Raw genomic sequence first — 20,577 nt, 5'->3', positions numbered from 1 at the left:
GCTAGACCTCCACCCGCACCAGTCGACTGAGCCAGAAAGCGCCCAGCCCGAGCAGGCCGATGCACACGACCAGGAGCACGACGCCGCGCGGATCCGTCCACAGCGGAGAGATGTAGTCCCGCCGTACGGCGAACATGACCAGCGCTGCGATGCCCGGCAGCGCCAGCAGGACCATCGCGGAGAACCGGCCCTCGGCGGACAGCGATCGGACGTGGCCGCGCAGGGCCTCCCGCTCCCGGATCGTCGCGACGGTGGTGGACAGCACCTCGGCAAGGTTGCCGCCGACCTCCCGTTGCACCCGGATGGCCATGACGGTCCAGGCCAGGTCTCGGTTGCGGACCCGGCGGGCCAGCCGGTCGAGCGCCTCTTCCAGGTCCATGCCGAGCCGGACCTGGGTCATGGCCCGGCTGAACTCGGTGGCGACCGGCTCCGGCACCTCCTTGACCATGGCGTCCAGCGCCTGCGGCAGCGAGAACCCGGAACGCAACGAGCCGATCACCAACCGGAGCGCGTCGGGCAGCAGGGAGGCGAACTTCTCCAGCCGCCTCCGGGCCCGGCGGCGGTGGTAGACGGCGGTGACCAACCAGCCCATGATCAGGCCGAGCGCCACCCCGACCAGCTTGAGCGGGATGGCGAGCAGCACGGCCAGGCCGACCGCGATGCCGACGCGCAGCAGCACCCATTCCTGGGGGCGCCAGCTCATCCCCGCGCGGTCGAGTTGGGCCGCGAACCGATCCTCCCAGCCGCCCCGGCGTACCACCCGCTCGGTGACCGCGAGTGCGCCCTGGGCCAGGGCGCCACCCGCCTGAGCCGGCGGCGGCGCCTCGCCACGGGCGGTCCGGGCGTACAGGTCGATCTGGGCGAGCCGGCGCCGCCGCTCCACACCGCCGAACAGGGGCGCGAAGATGATCAGGAACAGCGTCACCAGCGCGATGAACACGACCACCGCGACGCCCAGGTAGAGCAGTTCCGGTGGGATGTCGTCGAGCCCGTTCATGCCCGCACCTCGCCACGTCCCAGCAACTGCGGCGGTACGTCGATGCCCTGCTCCGCCAGCCGGTCGAGGAATCGGGGCTTGACCTCGGTACGGCGCAAGGCCCCCTTGGCCCGGCCGTACGCGTCCGTGCCCGACTTGTAGTCGAAGACGTAGAGGTCCTGGGTGGCCACCGTTTCGCCGTCCATCCCGAGCACCTCGGTCACCTGGGTGACCCGCCGCGTGCCGTCCCGCAGCCGGCTGAGGTGCACGATGATGTCGACGGCGGACGCGACCTGCTCCCGGATGGCACGCACGGGTAGCTCCATGCCAGCCATCAACACCATGGTCTCCAGCCGGGACAGCGAGTCTCGGGGCGAGTTGGCGTGCACGGTGGTCAGCGACCCGTCGTGACCGGTGTTCATGGCCTGCAGCATGTCGAGCGCGGCCCCGTCGCGAACCTCGCCGACCACGATCCGGTCCGGGCGCATACGCAGCGCGTTTCGGACCAGGTCACGGATGGTGATCTCGCCCTTGCCCTCGATGTTGGGCGGCCGGTACTCCATGCGTACGACGTGCTCCTGGCCGAGCCGGAGCTCGGCCGCGTCTTCGATGGTGATGATCCGGTCGGTGGTCGGCAGCATCTGGGAGAGCACATTGAGCAGGGTGGTCTTACCGGTGCCGGTACCGCCGGTGATCACCACGTCGAGGCGGCCCTGGACGCAGACCGAGAGGAGGGTCGCGACCTCCTGGTCGAGTGTGCCGAACGCGATCAGGTCCTCGACGCCGTACGGATGGGCGGAGAACTTGCGGACGGTCATCGCGGCGCCGTCAAGCGTCACCGGCGGGATGACCGCGTTGATCCGGCTGCCGTCCGGGAGCCGGGCGTCGACCATCGGGCTGGCCTCGTCAATCCGCCGGCCGACCCGCGAGACGATCTTGTCGATCACCCGGCGCAGGTGCGACTCGTCGAGGAACGCGGTCTCCACGGACTGGATGCGCCCGAAGCGCTCCACGTAGATGCGGTCCCAGGAGTTGACCATGATTTCGGTGACGTCGGCGTCCCGCAACAGCGGCTCGATCGGGCCGTGACCGATGATCTCATCCAGGACCTGACGGAACGCCACCCCGCGATCGCCGGCGGTGAGCTGCTCCTCCTTGGCGAGCAGCCCGGGCAGCGCGTCCCGGACGCGGTGCTCCAGCTCCTCCGGATCGGCGCCGCCGTCGTACATCTGCGGGCCGAGCTCTTCGAGCAGCGCGGCATGCGCGCGCCGCCGGACGTCGGCCAGCGGGTCGTAGGTACGCCGCCCGTTGCGTCGACCGAAGATGCCGGCGCCCGACGATGGCGAGCTGCCGCCGGTCGTCGGGAAGCTCGTCGTCGGCACCGCCGTCACCGGGATCGCGGTGACCGGCTCCGCCGAGCCTTCCATGAACGAGAGCATCTCGGCGGCGCTGAACCCGCTGCCCACCCGGGGGATCTCGTCCGGCCGGTGCTTGCCGTTGGTCCGCTCAGCCATCGCAGATCACCTCTTCGCCCGCCGGGACAGCATGGACTTCAGACCCTTGGGCGAGGCCATCTCGGCCCCGATGCGCTTGCTGGCCACCTCGCGGATCGCCTCGCTCACGGCGTGGGTGGGTGAGTCGAGCACGATCGGCACACCCCGGTTGATCGATATGGATACGTCCCGGCTCATCGGGATGTGGTTGCTGATCGGGATGCGCAGCACCCGTTCGATGTCGGCGGGCGTCACCCCGAGCCGCGGGTCGGCCCGGTTGAGCACGACCAGCCTGTTCTCCTTGCGATAGTCCAGGACGTCGAAGGTGTCCAGCAGGATGCGGAGGTTCTTCATCGCGGTCACCGCCGGCGTGGCGACCAGCAGGTACTGGTGGGACGAGTCGAGCGCGGCCAGCACGTGCTCGCTGAACACCGGCGGCGTGTCGATCACGACGTAGTCGTACATGCTGCGGGCCAGATAGAGGATCTCCGTGACAAGTTCCCGGTTGATCTGTTCGGCAACGGTCGGCACCACGGGCGCCAGTAGGGCGTCCACCCCCGGGCAGAACGGCGTCACCATCGTGCGCAGGCCGGTCTCGTCGATCCGGTCCGCGACCGGGACGGCGTCCGCGATCGTCCGCTCCGGTTGCAGTTGCAGCATCAGCGCCACGTCGCCGAGGGTCAGGTCCAGGTCGATGAGGCAGACCCGCTTCGCCCCGCCGCTGGCCAACGCGATCGCCAGGTTCGTGGCGATCATCGTCTTTCCGCAGCCGCCTTTGGCGCTGTAGACCGTGACGACGCGGCCGTCCGCGGCCGGCTCGGCGCCGGCCCGGCTCCCGCCGGTGAGCCGCCGGGACAGGTCCTGCGAGCGGGCGCAGGCCGCGAGGATGCTGGTCGGGTCGTTGACGTCCGCGACCTCGCGCACACCGGACCGGATGGCGTCGGCGAGCACGTTGACCTCGAGCGAATGGCGCAGCAGCACCACACCGAGCGCCGGCCGGGCCAGCCGGAACCGAGCCGCGAGGCCGACCGCCTCCATCAGCGGCGTGTTGGGGCCGAAGAGCACCAACTGCTCATCCGGGTCCTCATCCAGCAGCATGTGCGTCTCGTCGAGACTGCCGGCCGTGCGCACGTCGCCGCCGATGAGCATGGCGAAGTGCTGCGCCACCTGGCGCGACGGTTCGTACAGGATGGTCATCGCCGGATCACCGCAAGAAGTTGTAGCTGTCGACGCCCGTACCGGGCTTGACCTCGGAGCTATCCGAGAGGAGCGCCAGGTAGATGGCGTCACCCTCGGCCGCGTGGATGATCTTCGCCGCCTCGACGTCGGTGGCCGCGACGGTCACGAGCACGACGGTCTGCCGGTCGTTGTCCGAGTCCTCCTGGGTTTCCTCGTCCAGCGGCGTAACCGTCGTTTCCCCGTCGCCGCCGTACGTGCCCACCGCGATCACCTCCGCCTTGGACAGCAGCACCGACGTGCCCTGTGGATCATCGCCGGTATCCCGACCCACCGACTTCACCTTGGTATCCGGCACGATCCGGTACGTGACGAAGAGCGCCACCTGCGAGCCCGGCCGCACGAAGCCGGCGACCTGCTCGGCCATGGTGGCCTCGAAGCTGACGGCCAGCTTGCCCTCGGGGATCGCGAGGCCCCCGGAGGTCCGCGTGGACTCGCTGAACATGCGGCGCAGCAATAGTTGGCCCGGCTGCAGGTCGGAGGTGAGCACCAGCTTGTCCACCTCGGTGGGGACCTCGGTGAGCACCTCGTCCTCCGGAAGGCTGCCCAGCGGCATCCGCATCGGCTCGACCAGGTCTTTCTTCCGGACGTTCTCACCCGTCGTACCGGCGGGGATCCGCTGTTTCGCCACGAGCACCTCGACCGGGCTGGCGTCGGCGACGGCTCTGTCGTCGGCCCGGCTGACATAGAAGAGCACCGCCGCGGTGCCCAGCACGGCGAGCACGATCGCGAGGAAGACGGCGAGGATGCGACGGGTCATGGCGTGCGGTCCGTTCTGGAATGTGGTTTAGCCGATGGTCCGGACGTGGACGGCGCCGAAGTGGGGATCGCCCAGCGTCGCCCGGTCGCCGGCGTCGAAGACGCGGGTGGTGAAGTAGCCGTAGATGCAGAAGCGCCGGGGATCGGAGCCTGGACACCCGGCGGCGCCGGTGAGGTCTGATGAGTGCCTGGGCGGGTTGGGCGGACTCCGCCATTCATCGGTGGCGAACCATCCCGTCACCACGAAGACGGCGATGCCAGCGACGATGAAGTCTCTGGTCGTCGTGCTGTTGAAGAGCGGCACGGCGATGGGGGTCAGGTTGTCGTGCAGGTTCGCGATCCGGTTGCCGCAGCCGTTCGGCACCCTCGGCCTGACACGTGGATCGGTTGGCAGCCGGTAACCCATCTCGCCGTCGCCGACGTCGAGTGCGGGGCGGCACAAGCCGTTCGTCAAGAAGCCGAAGCCGCCGCGCGGGCCGCCACACGCGCCACCGCCACCACCACCGCCTCCGGGACAGCGCGGCTGGCGGAACAGCAGCGTCACCTCGCTCGAACGCCGAGCGCGGTGCCCGCCATCCGGCCAGGGCTCCAGGCCCGTCCTGCTGTACACCGCGTCGAACTCGCGGCGGGAGATGGCGATGCCCAGCGTGTCGCCGCTGTCGACCTCGTCGACCGGGCCCCAGCTCACCCGCGAGCAGGCGCCCACGTCGGAGCCGGGGGCGCCGACGACGGTCTGGGCGAACGCGTACGGCAGGATCGTGCCCCCGCCAGCAGTCTGCGTGTCCGTGCGTACCTCGACGAACGGCTGCGGCGCCGGAGGAGGTGCGCCGATGCAGCTCGACAGCCCGCCACCAGGGGCGCCGCAGGGCGGAAGCAGGTTGCCGGACCCGGAGGGCAGCGTGGGCACGCGGCCGCACAGGGTCGCGTTCGACACGCCGTCGCTGGCGTTCTGGTTGGCGAAGCTGCTGGCCAGGCCCGCCACCGTGGCGGCGCGGCAGGTGACGTTGTTGCCGTTGACGCATGCCTTCGCCACGGCCACCGCGGCGGCGTCCGCGCCGCTCTGGAGTTCCTCACGTTCGGCGTAGAGCAACCCGACGTCAATGGTGAGCGCCGCCATGCCGAGCAGGACGTTGCCGCTGAGCAGCACCGCCACCAGCGCGGCAACGGCGCCCCGGTCGCCCGGGGCGCCGCCGAGCCGGCGCAGCAGGGTCATCCGCGGCACGGCATGACCCCCTGGCATCCACGTTGATGGGGCCCGCGACCAGGTCCGCCAGCGCCACCACCGGCGTGATGAACTGGAAGGTGAAGGTGACGGTGACGCTGGCCGCCGCGTTCGCACCGGGATTGGCCGGGCAGGCCGCCCCGACCCCCACGGCCACGGGGCCGAGGCTGCCGGCGGCATCGGTGGCGCGGGCGACCGGATTCCCGCCGACGGCCTCCGCACGTGCGCCTTCGCGCGCCGCCTGGCTGACGACGATCTGTGCGTTGAGCAGCCGCCCGAAGTCGATGATGCCGAAGACGACCATCAGAACAATTGGCAGGACCAGTGCGGCCTCGACCGCGGTCGCACCACGATCCCGCCGCGTGTTTCGCCGTCGCGCCACGCCGAACCTCTTTCCACCAGCGCGAGCGTCCGGGAGAAGGACTAGACGATCTGGCCGGCGATGTTGTTGAAAGCGGCGGCGATGTTCACGCCGAGGGCTGTCACGCCGGCGACGATCGCCCCCGTCACCAGGAGGATGATCAACGCGTACTCGGCCGCCGTCGCGCCGCGGTCCGGCCGCGCGGCCAGCGCCTTGATCCGGTTCTTGGTCGAGGTGATCAGCTTGATCATTTTAAATAGGCCCCTTTCGTGCGCCGCGCCACGCGGTGCCAACGCCTGTGGCGGCCGGATGGCCGCGATGGAAGCCTGCCTATCGCCCCTGCTCACGCACCAGTCAGGCGAGCGGCGCCCAGCCGGCACCGATCGCCGCGCCGTGTCCTCCGGGGATGACATCCTGGGACGACAGCTAATCCTCCAAATGGCCTAGGTCAAGACGGTCCAAGAAGGACGAAATCCGGCTGGGCGCTGGCTTTCCGGCCAGCCCGGATGCACCGGTTGGCTTCGTATCTCGGTCGTGTCAGATACCTGATCGAAGGTTTAGCGTTATTTCAGGCGGTAACCACCACGGCCAGCAGCCAGCCCGCCAACAGGGCGGGCCCCAGCGGCAGGTCGGTGCGGCGGCCCGCCCGGCCGGACAGCAACAGCACCAGCGCGATCGGCCCGTTGAGCAGGTGTGGCAGCACCAGGCCGAGCAGGACGGCGGGCCAGCCGAGCCAGCCGAGCGTGAAGCCGAGCACGCCGGACAGCTTGACGTCGCCCAGGCCGAGCCCGGCCCCGGGGACGAGCGCGAGCACCAGGTAGATGCCGGCCATCAGGAGCGCGGCCAGCGCCGCCCGGCCGAGCGGCCCGGCTGTGCCGTCCAGCGCCGCGACCAGCAGCAGCGGGGCCACGCCCAGGATGGTGGCGGCGCCGACCAGCGGGTCGGGCAGCCGCAGGCAGGCCAGGTCGATGAAGGCGAGCAGCACGCCGACGCCGGCCACGCCGAGGTACGCGGGCAGTTCCGGCGCCGGTCCCAAGGCCGAGGCGATCAGGGCGAACGCCAGCGCTCCCACCGGGACGGTCAGCCAGGCCGTCGGCCCGAGTACGGCGCGGCAGCCGGGGCACCGTCCGGCGATGGGCAGCGGGCCCGCGCAGTCGCCACAGGTCGACCGGGGCGGCGATCCGTACTCCACCGAGAGCCGGTACGCGGTGACCGGAGTCAGCCATCCGACGACCGCGCCCAGGACGGCGCAGGTGGCGATGGTGGGGCGGACATGCGGCAGCATGCTATCCGAGAATTGGCGCGGTTCCGGGAGGTCAACGGGCCGGGTCACCACGCTACGGTGACGTGAGCGTCGCAGTTTAGAAGGGGTCGGTTCACATGTCTAACTACGGTCCGTATCCGGGCCCGCCGCAGGAGCCTTGGCCCGGGCGGCAGCCGCAGGAGCCGTATGGGCAGCCGTCCGACCCCTGGGGTGGCCAGCAAGCGGATCCCTGGGGCGGTCAGCCGTCGTCCTCGCCGCCCGGCGGTCCCGGGTCGCCGACCGGCGACGCCGGCTATTACCCCGGCTATGACCAGGGCGGACCCGGCTACGACCAGGGCGGATATCGCGACCAGGGCTACCCGCCGGGCCCGGCGTACGGGGCGACCAGGCAGTACGAGCCGGGGTACGCCCAGCCGATGGCGCCCGATCAGGTGTGGAGCCAGCCGACGGCGCCGCCGCCCCGCAAGCGCGGCAACGGCGTACTCATCACGGTGATCGCCGTCCTGGCCGTCCTGGTGGTGGGCGGCGCGGCGGCGGCGGTGGTCAAGCTCGGCGGCTCCGACGACGACGGCAACAACAACCAGGTTGCGCAGAGCACCTCGGAGCCGGCGACGACCGATGACCCGAGCGCCGCCGCTTCCGACCCGGCGGGCGCGTCCGCCTCTCCCGCGCCGGGCTCGTCGACGGATGCCCGCTTCGTGAAGGCCGGCCAGTGCGTCGTCAACGAGGGCTCCAACCAGAAGCCCGCCCTGAAGATCGTGGAGTGCGCCCCGAAGACGTTCGAGGTAGTGGCCCGCTTCGACGGGACCATCGACTACGAGGCCAAGTGCAAGTCCGTCAAGGAGTACCAGTTCCACTACTTCTTCGACAGCGAGCTCAACCCGCTCGACTTCGTCCTGTGCCTCAAGCAGCGATAGGTCCGTATACCGCTTTCTAGGGCCAGAGCTAGATTTCGACGACCTCGACACGCCTATACGTCAATCTAGGGTTCACGGTAGATAACCCGATACGGTGCGATACGTGGATCCGGTTCGGAACCCGTACGCGCCGGGCGCCGGTCAGCGCCCGCCCGAGCTCGCCGGTCGCGACCGCGAGCTGGAGGTCTTCGACGTCGTGCTCGAACGGGTGGCCCGCGGCCGCCCCGAGCGCAGCCTGATGCTCACCGGTCTGCGCGGCGTCGGCAAGACGGTGCTGCTCAACACGCTCCGCTCGCAGGCGATCGGCCGGCTGTGGGGCACCGGCAAGATCGAGGCACGGCCGGACCAGTCGCTGCGCCGGCCGGTCAGCGCCGCCCTGCACATGGCCGTCCGGGAGCTGGCCCCGCACCACCGGGCGCCCGACCGCATCGACGAGTTCCTCGGCGTGCTCAAGGCGTTCGCCATGCGCGCCAACGCCGCGAACGCCAAGCTGCGCGACCGCTGGCAGCCGGGCATCGACGCGCCCGCCCGCGCCGGCCGGGCCGACTCCGGCGACATCGAGATCGACCTGGTCGAGCTCTTCACCGACGCGGCCAGCGTGGCGACCGACGTCGGCACCGGCATAGCGCTCTTCATCGACGAGATGCAGGACCTCGGCCCGGAGGACGTCTCCGCGCTCTGCGCCGCCTGCCACGAGCTTTCCCAGCTGGGCGCACCGCTCATCGTGGTGGGCGCCGGCCTGCCGCACCTGCCGGCCGTGCTCTCGGCCGCCAAGTCGTACTCCGAAAGGCTCTTCCGCTATCAGCGGATCGACCGGCTCGACCGCCTCTCCGCCGACCAGGCGCTCGGCGCGCCGGCGGGCCGCGAGGACGTCGAGTACGAGCAGAAGGCGCTCGACCTGCTCTACGAGAAGTCGGGTGGCTACCCCTACTTCGTGCAGGCGTACGGGAAGGCCACCTGGGATCACGCCCCGCGCTCCCCGGTGACCGCGGGTGACGTACGCGTGGCGGCACCGGAGGCGGAGGCCGAGCTGGCCGTCGGGTTCTTCGGCTCCCGGTACGAGCGGGCCACGCCGGCCGAGCGGGAGTACATGCGGGCGATGGCGACGCTCTCGGCCGCCGAGCCCGCCGACGACCTCGACGCCGCCGTGCCCACCGCGGACGTCGCCAAGGCGCTCGGGCGCAAGCCCGCCAGCCTGTCCCCGGCCCGGGACGCGCTCATCAAGAAGGGCCTGATCTATTCCGGCGAGCGCGGCACGGTGGCCTTCACCGTGCCGCACTTCGGCCGTTACCTCCGAACCGTGGGGTAACGGCCGACCCAAGCGGGTATGAAGGGCGTATGAGACCCGTACGCACCGCCGCGCGCGCCCTGCTCAGCGGGATCTTCGTGGCCAGCGGTGCGCGCGCCCTGGCCGACCCGGAGCAGCTCGTCCCGCGGGCCAAGGTGGTGACGGACCGGGTCGCACCGCTGCTGGAACGCGTCGACCCGCGGATCCCCACCGAGGCGCGCACCCTCGTGCAGCTCAACGGCGCCATGCAGGTGGCGGGCGGGCTGCTGCTCGCGACCGGCCACTTCACCCGGGCCGCCGCCGCGGTCCTGGCCGGCACGATGGTGCCGACGACGCTCGCCGGCCACCCGTTCTGGACGTACGAGGACCCGGCGGAGCGGCGGGTCCACCAGGTCCAGTTCCTCAAGAACCTCGGACTGGTGGGCGGCCTGCTCTTCGCGGCCGTCGACACCCGGGGCGTCCCGGCCTGCGCTACCGGACTAGTCACTTTGTCGGCAATCGGCGCCGCGCGCTGGGGCGCACGGTCCGCACGGTGCGGCGCGACGCGCGAATTGCGGTCAAATCGGCCGCAGCGGCACGCAACCTGCCGGGATAACCGACACGAATCACCTGAACTACACACCGTACGTTAACCGGTTGGAAATGTCGCGAACCAGTGTGGGATCGGACACGGTCGGGTAACGCAGGAGGGGTTGGAGTGACAGGCCGTTCTAGGCTTCTAGGCGGACCTGGGTGGGTATTACGACATTGGTACGGGGGTGGCCACGCCATGCCGGCGACCGTCGGGAGACGGATGGGCCGCTTCGCCCCAGTCCGCCGTGTACTTCGTGGTATCGACAGTTGGACGGTCGTACGGATCGGCATAGTGGCCGGTGTCTTCTACGCTGCGTGGCTTGCCATCCAGGCGTATGGGCGCTTTTACGACTTTTTCGACATGAAGATCTACCACGGCGCGGTGGTCTGGTGGGCGAGCGGCAACGAGCTCTACGCGTTCATCGCGCCGGGCACGACACTCGGATACACGTATCCGCCGTTCGCGGGCTTGGCCATGTTGCCCATGGCCCCGCTGCCAGTGGGTGCGGCCGGGTTCGTCAACATCGTCGCTAGCCTCGCGGCGCTCGCCGTCGTGCTGGCCGCGCTCCTGAGCCCGATCGCCCGCCGCTACGGCTGGTCCCTGTGGTTCGTCGTCGGGGTGGCCACCGCGCTCGCCACGGCGACCGAACCGGTCCGCGAAACCCTCGGGTACGGGCAGGTCAACCTGCTCCTCTTCGCGCTGATCATGGCCGACCTGGTGGCGCTGCGCTGGCGGGCCCGGGGCCGGGCCAACCCGCGCGTGCGGGCCGGACGCACCCAGCTCGCCCGGTTCTTCTACAGCGGCGCCTGGGCCGGGGCCGGCATCGGCCTGGCCACCTCGATCAAGCTCACGCCGGCGCTGTTCATCGTCTATCTGCTGGTCACCCGGCAGTGGCGGGTCGCGCTCACCGCGGTCGGCACCGCCGTCGGCACCACCGTCGCGACCTTCGCGGTGGCCGGGCACGAGTCGATGACGTACTTCACCCACGTGCTCTGGCAGACCGAGCGGGTGGGTGCGGCGGACATGACGCCCAACCAGTCGCTCGCCGGCGTGCTCGCCCGGATGTACGACTCGGTCGAGGCCCCCGGCCTGCTCTGGCTGACGTTCTCGCTGCTGATCCTGGCGGTGGGCCTGTCCCGGGCGGCGCACTCGCACGCCGACGGCGACGAGCTGACCGCGTTCGTGCTGGTCGGCCTCACCGCCAACGTGATCAGCCCGATCTCCTGGTCGCACCACCTGGTCTTCGTGATCCCGGCCATCCTGGTGCTCGCCGACGGGGCGCTGCGGCGCCGCGCGGCCAGCCAGGGCCTGACCCGCCGCGGCGGATCATCGTCGGGCGGCTCCGGCCTGTCGGGCATGACCGGCCTGCGCAGCCCGATCTGGTTCCCGGCGCTCACCGGGGTACGGCACGCCGCCGCCGCGGCCGGCCTCTTCGTGCTCTTCGTGGTGTCGCCGATCTGGCCGTACGAGCACCGGCTCCCGGAGGTCTCGCACTACGCCGATGGGCTGTGGGGCGCGCTGATGGAGAACTCGCTCGCCCTCGCGCTGATCGTGCTCGTCGCGGCCCTGCCGTGGCGGCCAGGCGCCGAGCCGGCGTTCTACGCTCCCGCGTTCGCGGCCGAGCACCGCCGCCTCGTGCGCCCGCGCAACACGGACGGTCAGGGGCAGTTGACCCACTCTTCGGTGCCGTCGGCGAAGATCTGACGCTTCCAGATCGGCAACCGCGCCTTCACCTCGTCGACGAGGCGGGCGCAGGCCGTGAAGGCCGCCGCGCGGTGGGCCGTGCTCACCGCGGCCACCAGCGCGGCGTCGCCGATCTCCAGCGGCCCGATCCGGTGCGAGACGGCGACCGCGTACACCTCGGGGTCGGCGGCGATCTCCGCCGCCACCTCGCGGAGCACCCGCTCGGCGCTCGGGTGCCCCTCGTACTCCAGCTTGGTCACCGCGCGCCCGTGGTCGTGGTCGCGCACCACGCCCTGGAACGACACCACCGCGCCGGCCCGAGGGCCGGCGACGGCCGCCTCGTGGGCCGCGACGTCCAGCGGTTCGGTGGAAATTTCGATCATGGCCGTTCTCCGTTCAAGAGCGGCAGGGGTACGAAGGGAACCACCGCCCCCGGCTCACCCGTGGTGCCCGGCGCGATCACCGCGAACCCGTCCGCCTGGGCGAGGCCGCGGAGCATGGCCGAGCCGACGTGCCGTACCGGATGGGCCGTGCGGTCGACCGGGTCGACCCGCACCAGCGCCAGGTGGGTGTAGTCGCCGCGACCCGGCACCGCCTCCACCAGGGTGACCTGCGGCAGTGCCGGCTCGGGCCGGCCGTGCAGGCCGGCGAGCAGCGGCGCAACGAGCGAGACCAGCGCCACGATGGCGGACTGCGGGTTGCCCGGCAGGCCGGCGAGGAAGCGGGGCCGCCCGTCCGGGCCGGGCACGGTGGCGACGAGCATCGGAAAACCGGGCCGTACGGCGACGCTGTTCACCACGTACTCCCCGCCGAGCTCCTCCAGGGCGGGGTGCAGGTGGTCGACGGGTCCGCGCATCGTGCCGCCGGTGGTGCACACCAGGTCGGCCTTCTCCAACGCCTTCTGGATGGCCGACACGTGCGCGCCGAGGGTGTCCTCGACCGGGCCGACGAACGGGCCCGACTCCGCACCGAACCGGCGCAGCCAGGCCGGAACCGGCACGCCCAGCGCGTCGCGGACCCGCCCGGCGCCCGGCAGGCCGGCGGTCAGCAGCTCGTCGCCGAAGACCAGCACGGCGGCCTTCGGCGGCCGGCGTACGGACAACGTGTCGTAACCGCAGGACGCCGCGAGGCCGACCACGCCGGGGTTGACGGCGGCGCCGGCCGGCAGCAGCACCTCGCCGCGCCGGGCCTCCTCACCGGGCGCGCGCCACTCGGGCTGGGCGCGCGGCGTGCCGATCACCAGGCCCCCGGTGCGCGTCGACTCCTCGATCCGGAGCACGGCGGTCACCCCGGCCGGCAGCATCGCGCCGGTGGCGATCTCCACTGTGGTGCCGTCCTCGTCCAGCGGTGGCGGGCTGCCCCCGGCCAGCACCCGGCCGACGACCCGCCACGGTCCCGGACCCCGCACCGCCCAACCGTCCACGCTGGACGTCGGGAACGCGGGCAGGTCGGTCAGCGTGGTCAGCGGCTCGGCCAGCGTGTGCCCGTCCGCCTCGCCCAGCGGCACGGCGACGGCCGGCGGCGCGGCGGCCAGACCGGCCGAATACACCCGTGACCGCGCCTGCACCCAGCCGACCGGCACCGTCTTAGTCGTCACCCGCTGAGCCTATCGCCGCACCGGTCAGTGGTCGCCGCCGCGGAGTTGATCCACCGCGTGCGCGAGGAGCGGCCCCAGCACCGCGAGCCCGTCACGTGCCCCGCCGGTGGAGCCGGGCAGGTTGACCACCAGCGTCCGGCCGGCGACCCCCGACAGTCCACGGGAGAGCGCGGCGGTCGGGACCTTGGCCCGGCCGTACGCCCGGATCGCCTCGGCGATGCCGGGGATCTCGTAGTCGAGCACCGCCCGGGTCACGTCGGGCGTCCGGTCCGTCGGCGTGATGCCGGTGCCGCCGCTGGTCAGCACGACGTCGATGCGATCGGCGACCGCGCGGCGCAACTCCTCCCCGACCGGATCCCCATCGGGTACGACCACCGGCTCGTCCACCTCGCAGCCGAGCTCCCGCAGGCCGGTGACGAGCAGCGGCCCGCTCGTGTCGGCGTACACCCCGGCGGCCGCCCGGTTGGAGGCCACCACCACCCGGGCCCGGATCACGGCCGGTCCTCGGGGCGTACCCAATCTCCGGTCTTGCCGCCCTCCTTGCGCAGCACGCGTACCCCCTCGATGGAGGCGGCGGGGTCGACGGCCTTGACCATGTCGACCAGGGCGAGCCCGGCGGCGGCCACCGCCGTCAACGCCTCCATCTCCACCCCGGTCCGGTCCGCCGTCTTGGTGCTCGCGGTGATCTCGACCGTGTCGCCGGTGAGCTCGAAGTCGACGGTGACGCCGTGCAGCGCGATCGGATGGCACAGCGGTACGAGGTCCGGCGTGCGCTTGGCGCCCATGATGCCCGCGATCCGGGCGACCGCGAGCGCGTCGCCCTTCGGCAGGCCGTCGCGGCGCAGCAGGTCAAGGACCTCGGGCGTGGTGTGGAGCCGTCCGGCGGCGACCGCTCGGCGTACCGACACCGACTTGGCCGATACGTCGACCATGCGGGCGGCGCCGGCCTCGTCGACGTGGGTGAGATGGGCGGAATGCGTCACGAGGCGAGCCTATGCCCCCGCAACCCGGGGAAGGAGCGCCCCCGGTGACCGCTCCTTTTCCACTCCTGACACCGTTGTCTCCCAGAGAGGAGGATCGATATAGTGTCGGCCACCAAGGAGGCCGGGTAACCGAGTGACGGGAAGAACTTCGACCCTGCGCGTTGCATTTATGTCCCGTTGCAGGGGAACAGTCGTGCGAATTGGGCCATCGGTGGATTGAAGGGTTTTAGCAATCTGATCAAATTGGCGACAGATCAGGCGCTCAAGCGGCTGAGATGTGCCCCACAACGTGCGTATCGGGCGGCTTCCGGGTTGGTACAACTTGGGGGCGCGACGCCACGTGATCAGGTGATCTACAAGATCGAGTCTTCCATCTTGTAACAATCCGCGTAACTGTAGATGCGGAAGAAACGCTCTTCTCAGTTGAGCGATTGCGCTGCGTTCACGCTTGCGAACTAGGCGTGACAATTCAGGCCATAGTTACTGATACTGCGCATTGGGACACTAATTAGTACTTAACGCGCGACGTCTACCTTAGGCTCCTTCACAGCAAGACGGGGGTCGGATCCGCACATAGCGCGCCAAACAAATTCGCGCCATGTGCATCTATGGCGAGGGAGACGTCATGCGCGGCAACGAATGGGGCTAGACACTTAAGACCAACCACGCCTCGCCGAAGTACGCTACGGTGACTCATCCACCGGGTGCGCCAAGGACGATCGTGGTTCAGACGGAGCGACGCGACACTGGGACCGATCGGCGGCTCTTGCTGCTCGTCGGTCTCGTCGTCGTTTTTGCCGGATTAGTCGGAATCTCCGCGACGTACCACACCATCATCGAGCCGCCCGACTCACTTCGCGACGCCGCGACCGTGGTGCTGCTGATTTTCTTGATCGCCGTTGGCATCACCGTCAAGGCGCCGATCCGGATCCGGTCGGGCACCCACTACATCTCGTGGACCGAGACGGCCATCGTGATCGGCCTGGCCATCGCGCCCGTGTCATGGGTCGTGCTGTGCACCGGCATTGGCGTGGCCGTATCCGTCGCGAGACGGATGGCTTCGATCAAGATGTTCTTCGCCATCGGCAAGAACATGCTGGTGGCGGGGGGAGCCGGCGTTACGCTTGGCCTGCTGGACTGGCATTGGCCGCCAGAGAGCCTCGACGCGATGGCCGGCCCGTTGGCCGCCGCGTACATCACGGCCGCGCTCCTCGACGAGGTGCTCGCGATACCCGTGATCGCCCTCGCCACCCGCACCAAGGTCCTGCAACATTTTCGCGCCAACTGGGACCTGCGGCTCGTTGGCTGGGCCGTACGGTTTCTGGTGGCGCTCTGCTCCCTGGTCCTCCTCCAGGTCGACAGCCTCCTGCTCTTAGCGGTGCCGCCCCTGGTGGTGAGCCTTCATCTCGCGTACTCGGCGCGTTTTCGCAGCCGTGAGGAACGCAAGGCGTGGCAGCGGCTGGCGCAGACGACCGACGCGCTCAACGACGTCAACCTCGACGCCGTACTCACCAGCGCGGTCATCCGGGCCTCCGAGCTCTTCTCCGTCGACGAGGTCGAAGTGGAGTTGCATGGCCGGCCCCGGCTGGTCCGCGGCAACGCCGATGGCGTCACGTACGACGGCTCCGTCGCCGGTGCGCCCGCCACGACCGGCTCGGTCATCCTCACCGCCCTGGAAGGGCACGACGGCACCGCCGACGTCGGCGAGCTGCGGCTGCGCTTCCGCGGTCCGGTGAAGCTGTCCGAGCGGGAGCAGTACACGCTGCGCACGTTCACCTCCGCGCTCTGCACCGCGGTCCGCAACGCCTCCGCGTACGAGGAGCTGACCCGGGTCGCCGCCGAGCACGCCCGAGCCGCCGCCCATGACGCCCTCACCGGCCTGGCCAACCGCCGGCAGCTCCTCGAACACGGCACCGAGCTGCTCGCCAACCGGCACGCCGACGGGGTCACCGCGCTCGTCCTGATCGACCTCAACCACTTCAAAGAGGTCAACGACACGCTCGGTCACGCCGCCGGCGACCGGGTGCTGATCGAGGTCGCCGGCCGGCTCCGCCGCGAGGCCCGCACCGACGACATGGTCGCGCGGCTGGGCGGCGACGAGTTCGCGGTGCTCATCACCGGACTGCCGGCACCCGCCATCGCCGCCCACCGGGCCGAAGGGCTGCTCGCCGCCCTGCACGAGCCCATCGCGATCGACGGGATGCGGATCAGCGTGGAGGCGAGCGGCGGCATCGCGGTCGCGCCGGGCAGCGGCGGGATGCCCGAGCTGCTGCGCCGGGCCGACGTGGCGATGTACCAGGCCAAGCGGTCGGGTCAGCGCACCGCGACGTACGCGCGGGCGCGGGACACCGCCGACGTGGGCCGGCTCGCCCTGGGTGGCGACCTGCCGCGGGCGCTCACGCAGCACGAGTTCACGGTCAACTTCCAGCCGATCGTCGACCTCGCCACCGGCGAGGTGGTGGCCGCCGAGGCGCTCGCCCGCTGGCGCCACCCGGACCGCGGCAACCTCGACCCGCTGCGCTTCCTGGAGACCGTCGAACGCTCCGGCCTGCTGCCCGCCTTCGCGGACGCCGTGCTCGACCAGTCGCTGATCGCGGCCGGGGACTGGCGCGACGCCGGGTTCGACCTGCCGGTGGCCGTCAACGTGTCGCCACGCAGCCTCCTCGACCCGCGCTTCCCGAGCGCCGTCGTGGCCCGCCTGCGCGCCCATGACCTGCCACCCGACCGGCTCTTCCTGGAGCTGACCGAGACCCTCACGATCAGCCAGCTCGAGGTGGTCGACCAGGTGCTCGGCCAGCTGCGGGACGCGGGCGTACGACTGGCCCTGGACGATTTCGGCACCGGGTACTCCTCGCTGTCGGTGCTGTCCCGGATCCCCGTACACGAGCTGAAGATCGACCGCGGGTTCGTCCGGGACATGGAGACGTCGGCCGAGTCGGCGGCGGTCATCCGGTCCACACTGGACCTCGGCCGCAGCCTCAACCTGGTCGTGGTCGCCGAGGGCGTGGAGAGCGAGCCGCAGCGCCGGGCCCTGTGGGAGATGGGCTGCACCGCCGGCCAGGGCCACCTCTTCGCCCGCCCGATGCCGTCCGCCCGCCTGCTCGCCGCCCTGCACCGCGGCTCCGGCGGCCGTCCCGGCACGCTCGCGCCCGCGCTGCACGACGAAGGCTCGGTCATCCGCCTGTCACCCAACCGCCGTGCCAGCCGCAAGTCGGACCGTCTGCCACACTTGCCCGCGTGACTGTCGCGGCCGCCACCAAGACCCGGACGCTCGCCGCTGACCTGGCCCTTTACGGCCTCTCGGCGGCGTTCGCCGTGATCACCGCGTACACCTCGACGCTGCTGCCGCACCGCGCATGGGGCGCGGTCGCCGCATCCGGGTACGCGATCGCGGCGCTCGCCGTCGGCACCCAACTCCTCACCGGCCGCACCCCGAGCACGCGGGAACGCACGGTGCTGGCCGGCTTCGCGTTCGTCACCACCGCGTTGCTGCCGATGGTCGTGCAGGCCGTCCAGCGGGCCGGTGGGCGCACCGACCGGGCGCAGGAAGAAGTGATCGTCATCGAGCACGGCGGGCAGCGCCTGCTCGACCATGGCACCCCGTACCTCGAGGGCGGCGCGATCGCCGCCCTGCCACCGGGCGAGCAACTGCTCGGCTACCTGCCGTACCAGCCGGGCATGGCCCTCTTCGGGCTGCCGCGCGCGCTGGTCGGGGACGTGTGGTGGACGGACGCGCGGATCTGGTTCGCCGTGGTGACGATCGCCGCGCTCGGCCTCGCCGCATCCATGCTCCAAGGCGGGGACGCGCTGCTGCGCGCGATGCAGCTCACCGCCGTACTCCCGCTCGTTCCGCTCACCATGGCGACCGGCGGCGACGACGTACCCGTACTCGCGCTGTGTCTCTTGGCTCTGGCCCTGTGCGCCGCTGGGCGTTACGGCGCGGCGGGCCTCGCGGTGGGATCGGCCGCCGCGCTCAAGCTCTTCGCGTGGCCGGTCGTGCTCGTCCTGCTGGTCCACGCGCTCACCGCCGGACGGCGATCGGCGGCGCGGCTCGCCGCCGGCGCGATCGGCCTGCCCGTGGCGGCCCTGCTGCCCGCGCTGCTGGTCGATCCGACCGCGTTCGTCGACAACGTGATCCGCTTCCCGCTCGGTGAAGGCGTGGTGACCAGCCCTGCGCAGTCCCCGTTCCCCGGCTACCTGATCGCCTCGAACCTGCCCGGCGGCCGCGTGATCGCCGGCGCGCTCCTCGCCGCCGCGGGCGTGGCGATCGCCGTCTGGCTCGCCCGCCGCCCGCCGCGCACGGCCGCCGCCGCCACGATCGTCTGCGGGTACGGCCTGCTGGCCGCGATCCTGCTGATGCCCTCGACCCGGTTCGGGTACCTGCTCTACCCCGTAGCGTTCCTGGCCTGGGCACCCGCGCTGCGCCGGCCCGCATGACCCGCCGCGCCAGCTGGGACGTGCTCGCCGCGGTCGCCGCCGGCGGCGCGCTCGGCGCCGCCGCCCGCTACGGCGTGGGCCTCGCCTGGCCGCACTTCCTGGCCACCCTGGTCGTCAACGTCACCGGGTGCCTCCTCATCGGAGCCCTCGCGGAACTGTCACCCCCGCACCGGCTGGCCCGGCCCTTCCTGGGCACCGGCGTGCTCGGCGGCTACACCACGTTCTCCACCTACGCGGTGGAGACGCGCACGCTCCTGGCCGACGGCCGCCCCTGGACAGCGGCCGCCTACGTCGTGGGCACGCTGATCGCCGCCCTCGCCGCCGTCCAACTGGGCATCCTCGGGGTACGACGGCTGCGGCGGCCCGGATGACCCTGGTGCTCGTGCTGATCGGTGGCGCCTTCGGCGCGGTGGCCCGTCACCTCGCCGGCCATCTCCTGCGGGACCGCGTGCTGCCGTGGGGCACGTTCCTGGTCAACGTGGCCGGCTCGGCGCTGCTCGGCCTCCTGGCCGGTTTCAGCACAATACTGCCGGGTTGGGTTGGTTCACTGGTCGGTGTCGGTTTCTGCGGGGCGCTGACCACGTATTCGACATTCGGCCTGGAGACGGTCCGGCTGCCCCGGCGCTACGCGATCCTCAACGTGGCGCTCACCCTCGCGGCCGGGTTCGGCGCCGCGGCACTCGGCTGGCAACTCGCCCAACTTGCCTGACCGGCGTACACCTAGAGAGGTGGGAGCCGTCTACCGCGACCGGCGGACGGCCGGAGCGGCGCTCGCCGACCAGCTGCGCGCGTACGCCGGCCGGCCGGATGTGGTCGTCCTCGGCTTGGTCCGCGGCGGCGTGCCGGTGGCCGCCGAGGTCGCCGAGCGGCTGGGCGTCGCCCTGGATGTGCTGGTCGTCCGCAAACTCGGGGTGCCGTGGGCGCCCGAGGTGGCGTTCGGGGCGCTGGGCCCGCACGGGGTGCGGGTGCTCAACGACAGCATCGCCGAAAAACTGGAGCCCGAGGAGATCGCCGAGGTGACCCAGCGGGAAGAGGCCGAGCTGCGCCGCCGCGAGGACCGGTACCGGGCCGGGCGCCCGTCGCTGAACCTGACCGGGCGCACCGCCGTCCTGGTCGACGACGGGCTCGCCACCGGCGCCACCGCGCGGGCCGCCGCCCTCGTGGCCAAGCGAATGGGCGCGGCTCGCGTCGTGCTGGCCGCCCCGGTCGGATCGGTGGAGGCGTGCGAGGGCCTGACCACCGTGGTCGACGAGGTGGTGTGCCCGGTGCACCCGGCCGACTTCGGCGCGGTGAGCCGCTTCTACCGCGACTTCCATCAAGTCACGGACGCCGAGGTCGGCGCCGTCTTGACAGCATTGGGGTGACCGCACCCGGTACCGTCGAGCAATGCAGATGACCTGTCCGAAGTGCCATGGCGAGATGCGCCAGTACGAGCGCAGCGGCGTCACCGTTGACCAGTGCTCCGAGTGCCGAGGGATCTTCCTCGATCGGGGCGAGCTGGAGAAGCTCTTCGAGGCCGAGGCGAACTGGAACCAGCAGCAAACCGCCCCGGCAGCCCAGCAGCGGCCGCCGGCCCCGGCCCCCGGCGGGTACGCCCCGCCGCCTCCGCCGCCGCCCGGCGGGTACGCACCCCCGCCACCGCAACCCACCCACGGTTACCCGGCGCCCGCGCCCGCCCCGGCGTACGGCCAGCACTACGGGTACCACGGCCACTACCGTCACAAGCGGCGCAAGGGCTTCCTGGGCGAACTCTTCGACTGACGAGTTCGTGGGGCTCCTCGCGGTTT

21 protein-coding genes and 1 pseudogene are annotated in these 20,577 nt (G+C 71.3%); 10 read left to right on the top strand and 12 right to left on the bottom strand.

The genetic code is table 11. The features are described from left to right. Nucleotide 1: 1 nt before the first annotated feature. From Prum_RS20120 to Prum_RS20085, 8 genes are all read right to left on the bottom strand, one after another. The gene (locus tag Prum_RS20120; RefSeq protein WP_173077920.1) at nt 2–997 is read right to left on the bottom strand and encodes a type II secretion system F family protein; all 996 of its coding nucleotides are present in this window, start codon (nt 995–997) and stop codon (nt 2–4) included. Beyond that, nucleotides 994–2,490, bottom strand: coding sequence for a TadA family conjugal transfer-associated ATPase (locus tag Prum_RS20115; protein WP_246277989.1), 1,497 nt, complete (start codon nt 2,488–2,490; stop codon nt 994–996). The genes Prum_RS20120 and Prum_RS20115 overlap by 4 nt, the downstream gene beginning before the upstream one ends. A gap of 6 nt (nt 2,491–2,496) precedes the next feature. Further along, nucleotides 2,497–3,666 (bottom strand): CpaE/TadZ family protein, encoded by a 1,170-nt coding sequence (locus Prum_RS20110; RefSeq protein ID WP_173077919.1) that lies wholly within the window; start codon nt 3,664–3,666, stop codon nt 2,497–2,499. A 7-nt stretch (nt 3,667–3,673) separates the two neighbouring features. Beyond that, complete coding sequence (gene cpaB, locus Prum_RS20105) at nt 3,674–4,465, bottom strand: Flp pilus assembly protein CpaB (protein ID WP_173077918.1); 792 nt, start codon at nt 4,463–4,465, stop codon at nt 3,674–3,676. A 27-nt stretch (nt 4,466–4,492) separates the two neighbouring features. After that, nucleotides 4,493–5,677, bottom strand: a complete 1,185-nt coding sequence (locus Prum_RS20100; protein ID WP_173077917.1) for a pilus assembly protein TadG-related protein — start codon at nt 5,675–5,677, stop codon at nt 4,493–4,495. Then, nucleotides 5,562–6,068 carry a TadE family protein gene (locus Prum_RS20095; RefSeq protein ID WP_218577297.1) on the bottom strand — a complete coding sequence of 169 codons (507 nt, stop codon included), beginning with the start codon at nt 6,066–6,068 and terminating at the stop codon, nt 5,562–5,564. Before Prum_RS20095 ends, Prum_RS20100 begins: the two co-directional genes overlap by 116 nt. A 41-nt stretch (nt 6,069–6,109) precedes the next feature. Continuing rightward, the gene (locus Prum_RS20090) at nt 6,110–6,298 is read right to left on the bottom strand and encodes a Flp family type IVb pilin (protein WP_173077915.1); all 189 of its coding nucleotides are present in this window, start codon (nt 6,296–6,298) and stop codon (nt 6,110–6,112) included. Nucleotides 6,299–6,615: 317 nt separating this feature from the next. Next, nucleotides 6,616–7,332 carry a prepilin peptidase gene (locus Prum_RS20085; RefSeq protein ID WP_173077914.1) on the bottom strand — a complete coding sequence of 239 codons (717 nt, stop codon included), beginning with the start codon at nt 7,330–7,332 and terminating at the stop codon, nt 6,616–6,618. A 95-nt stretch (nt 7,333–7,427) separates the two neighbouring features. Between Prum_RS20085 and Prum_RS51695 the strand changes: the two genes are divergently transcribed. From Prum_RS51695 to Prum_RS20065, 4 genes and pseudogenes are all read left to right on the top strand, one after another. Beyond that, nucleotides 7,428–8,228, top strand: a complete 801-nt coding sequence (locus Prum_RS51695) for an LppU/SCO3897 family protein (RefSeq protein WP_246277988.1) — start codon at nt 7,428–7,430, stop codon at nt 8,226–8,228. Between the two features lie 103 nt (nt 8,229–8,331). Further along, complete coding sequence (locus Prum_RS20075) at nt 8,332–9,537, top strand: ATP-binding protein (RefSeq protein ID WP_173077913.1); 1,206 nt, start codon at nt 8,332–8,334, stop codon at nt 9,535–9,537. A gap of 29 nt (nt 9,538–9,566) precedes the next feature. Continuing rightward, nucleotides 9,567–10,111 (top strand): annotated as a pseudogene (locus Prum_RS20070) (DoxX family protein). Between the two features lie 174 nt (nt 10,112–10,285). Then, nucleotides 10,286–11,794 (top strand): glycosyltransferase 87 family protein, encoded by a 1,509-nt coding sequence (locus Prum_RS20065; protein WP_173077912.1) that lies wholly within the window; start codon nt 10,286–10,288, stop codon nt 11,792–11,794. Here Prum_RS20065 and Prum_RS20060 read toward each other — a convergent pair. The 4 genes from Prum_RS20060 to moaC are packed head-to-tail and all read right to left on the bottom strand — an operon-like array spanning nt 11,749 to nt 14,353. After that, the gene (locus Prum_RS20060) at nt 11,749–12,156 is read right to left on the bottom strand and encodes a molybdenum cofactor biosynthesis protein MoaE (RefSeq protein WP_173077911.1); all 408 of its coding nucleotides are present in this window, start codon (nt 12,154–12,156) and stop codon (nt 11,749–11,751) included. The genes Prum_RS20065 and Prum_RS20060 overlap by 46 nt on opposite strands. Further along, on the bottom strand, nt 12,153–13,370 hold the full coding sequence (locus Prum_RS20055) for a molybdopterin molybdotransferase MoeA (RefSeq protein WP_246277987.1): 1,218 nt from the start codon (nt 13,368–13,370) through the stop codon (nt 12,153–12,155). The genes Prum_RS20060 and Prum_RS20055 overlap by 4 nt, the downstream gene beginning before the upstream one ends. Before the next feature lie 24 nt (nt 13,371–13,394). Continuing rightward, nucleotides 13,395–13,865: a MogA/MoaB family molybdenum cofactor biosynthesis protein gene (locus tag Prum_RS20050; protein ID WP_173077910.1), complete on the bottom strand. Its 471-nt coding sequence runs from the start codon at nt 13,863–13,865 to the stop codon at nt 13,395–13,397. Then, nucleotides 13,862–14,353, bottom strand: coding sequence for a cyclic pyranopterin monophosphate synthase MoaC (moaC, locus tag Prum_RS20045; RefSeq protein WP_173077909.1), 492 nt, complete (start codon nt 14,351–14,353; stop codon nt 13,862–13,864). The genes Prum_RS20050 and moaC overlap by 4 nt, the downstream gene beginning before the upstream one ends. 721 nt (nt 14,354–15,074) lie before the next feature. Between moaC and Prum_RS20040 the strand changes: the two genes are divergently transcribed. The 6 genes from Prum_RS20040 to Prum_RS20015 are packed head-to-tail and all read left to right on the top strand — an operon-like array spanning nt 15,075 to nt 20,551. Next, nucleotides 15,075–17,594 carry a putative bifunctional diguanylate cyclase/phosphodiesterase gene (locus Prum_RS20040; RefSeq protein WP_173077908.1) on the top strand — a complete coding sequence of 840 codons (2,520 nt, stop codon included), beginning with the start codon at nt 15,075–15,077 and terminating at the stop codon, nt 17,592–17,594. Continuing rightward, nucleotides 17,591–18,790, top strand: a complete 1,200-nt coding sequence (locus Prum_RS20035; protein ID WP_173077907.1) for a glycosyltransferase 87 family protein — start codon at nt 17,591–17,593, stop codon at nt 18,788–18,790. Before Prum_RS20040 ends, Prum_RS20035 begins: the two co-directional genes overlap by 4 nt. Beyond that, entirely contained in the window at nt 18,787–19,161 is a 375-nt protein-coding gene (locus tag Prum_RS20030; protein ID WP_173077906.1) for a fluoride efflux transporter FluC, read from the top strand. The genes Prum_RS20035 and Prum_RS20030 overlap by 4 nt, the downstream gene beginning before the upstream one ends. Beyond that, on the top strand, nt 19,158–19,499 hold the full coding sequence (locus Prum_RS20025; RefSeq protein WP_173077905.1) for a fluoride efflux transporter FluC: 342 nt from the start codon (nt 19,158–19,160) through the stop codon (nt 19,497–19,499). The genes Prum_RS20030 and Prum_RS20025 overlap by 4 nt, the downstream gene beginning before the upstream one ends. A gap of 19 nt (nt 19,500–19,518) precedes the next feature. Next, nucleotides 19,519–20,154: a phosphoribosyltransferase gene (locus Prum_RS20020; RefSeq protein ID WP_173077904.1), complete on the top strand. Its 636-nt coding sequence runs from the start codon at nt 19,519–19,521 to the stop codon at nt 20,152–20,154. 22 nt (nt 20,155–20,176) lie between these two features. Then, a complete protein-coding gene (locus Prum_RS20015) occupies nt 20,177–20,551 on the top strand; it encodes a TFIIB-type zinc ribbon-containing protein (protein ID WP_173077903.1) in 375 nt (124 codons plus the stop codon). Nucleotides 20,552–20,577 lie beyond the last annotated feature (26 nt).

The organism is Phytohabitans rumicis (assembly GCF_011764445.1).
GTDB classification, from domain to species: Bacteria; Actinomycetota; Actinomycetes; order Mycobacteriales; family Micromonosporaceae; genus Phytohabitans; species Phytohabitans rumicis.
This window is presented reverse-complemented; position numbering and strand designations above follow the sequence as displayed.

Coding starts and splice junctions, on each gene's coding strand:
- Prum_RS20120 (WP_173077920.1), bottom strand. CDS start 997: ATGAACGGGCTCGACGACATCCCACCGGAACTGCTCTACCTGGGCGTC.
- Prum_RS20115 (WP_246277989.1), bottom strand. CDS start 2,490: ATGGCTGAGCGGACCAACGGCAAGCACCGGCCGGACGAGATCCCCCGG.
- Prum_RS20110 (WP_173077919.1), bottom strand. CDS start 3,666: ATGACCATCCTGTACGAACCGTCGCGCCAGGTGGCGCAGCACTTCGCC.
- cpaB (WP_173077918.1), bottom strand. CDS start 4,465: ATGACCCGTCGCATCCTCGCCGTCTTCCTCGCGATCGTGCTCGCCGTG.
- Prum_RS20100 (WP_173077917.1), bottom strand. CDS start 5,677: ATGACCCTGCTGCGCCGGCTCGGCGGCGCCCCGGGCGACCGGGGCGCC.
- Prum_RS20090 (WP_173077915.1), bottom strand. CDS start 6,298: ATGATCAAGCTGATCACCTCGACCAAGAACCGGATCAAGGCGCTGGCC.
- Prum_RS20085 (WP_173077914.1), bottom strand. CDS start 7,332: ATGCTGCCGCATGTCCGCCCCACCATCGCCACCTGCGCCGTCCTGGGC.
- Prum_RS51695 (WP_246277988.1), top strand. CDS start 7,428: ATGTCTAACTACGGTCCGTATCCGGGCCCGCCGCAGGAGCCTTGGCCC.
- Prum_RS20065 (WP_173077912.1), top strand. CDS start 10,286: ATGCCGGCGACCGTCGGGAGACGGATGGGCCGCTTCGCCCCAGTCCGC.
- Prum_RS20060 (WP_173077911.1), bottom strand. CDS start 12,156: ATGATCGAAATTTCCACCGAACCGCTGGACGTCGCGGCCCACGAGGCG.
- Prum_RS20030 (WP_173077906.1), top strand. CDS start 18,787: ATGACCCGCCGCGCCAGCTGGGACGTGCTCGCCGCGGTCGCCGCCGGC.
- Prum_RS20025 (WP_173077905.1), top strand. CDS start 19,158: ATGACCCTGGTGCTCGTGCTGATCGGTGGCGCCTTCGGCGCGGTGGCC.
- Prum_RS20015 (WP_173077903.1), top strand. CDS start 20,177: ATGCAGATGACCTGTCCGAAGTGCCATGGCGAGATGCGCCAGTACGAG.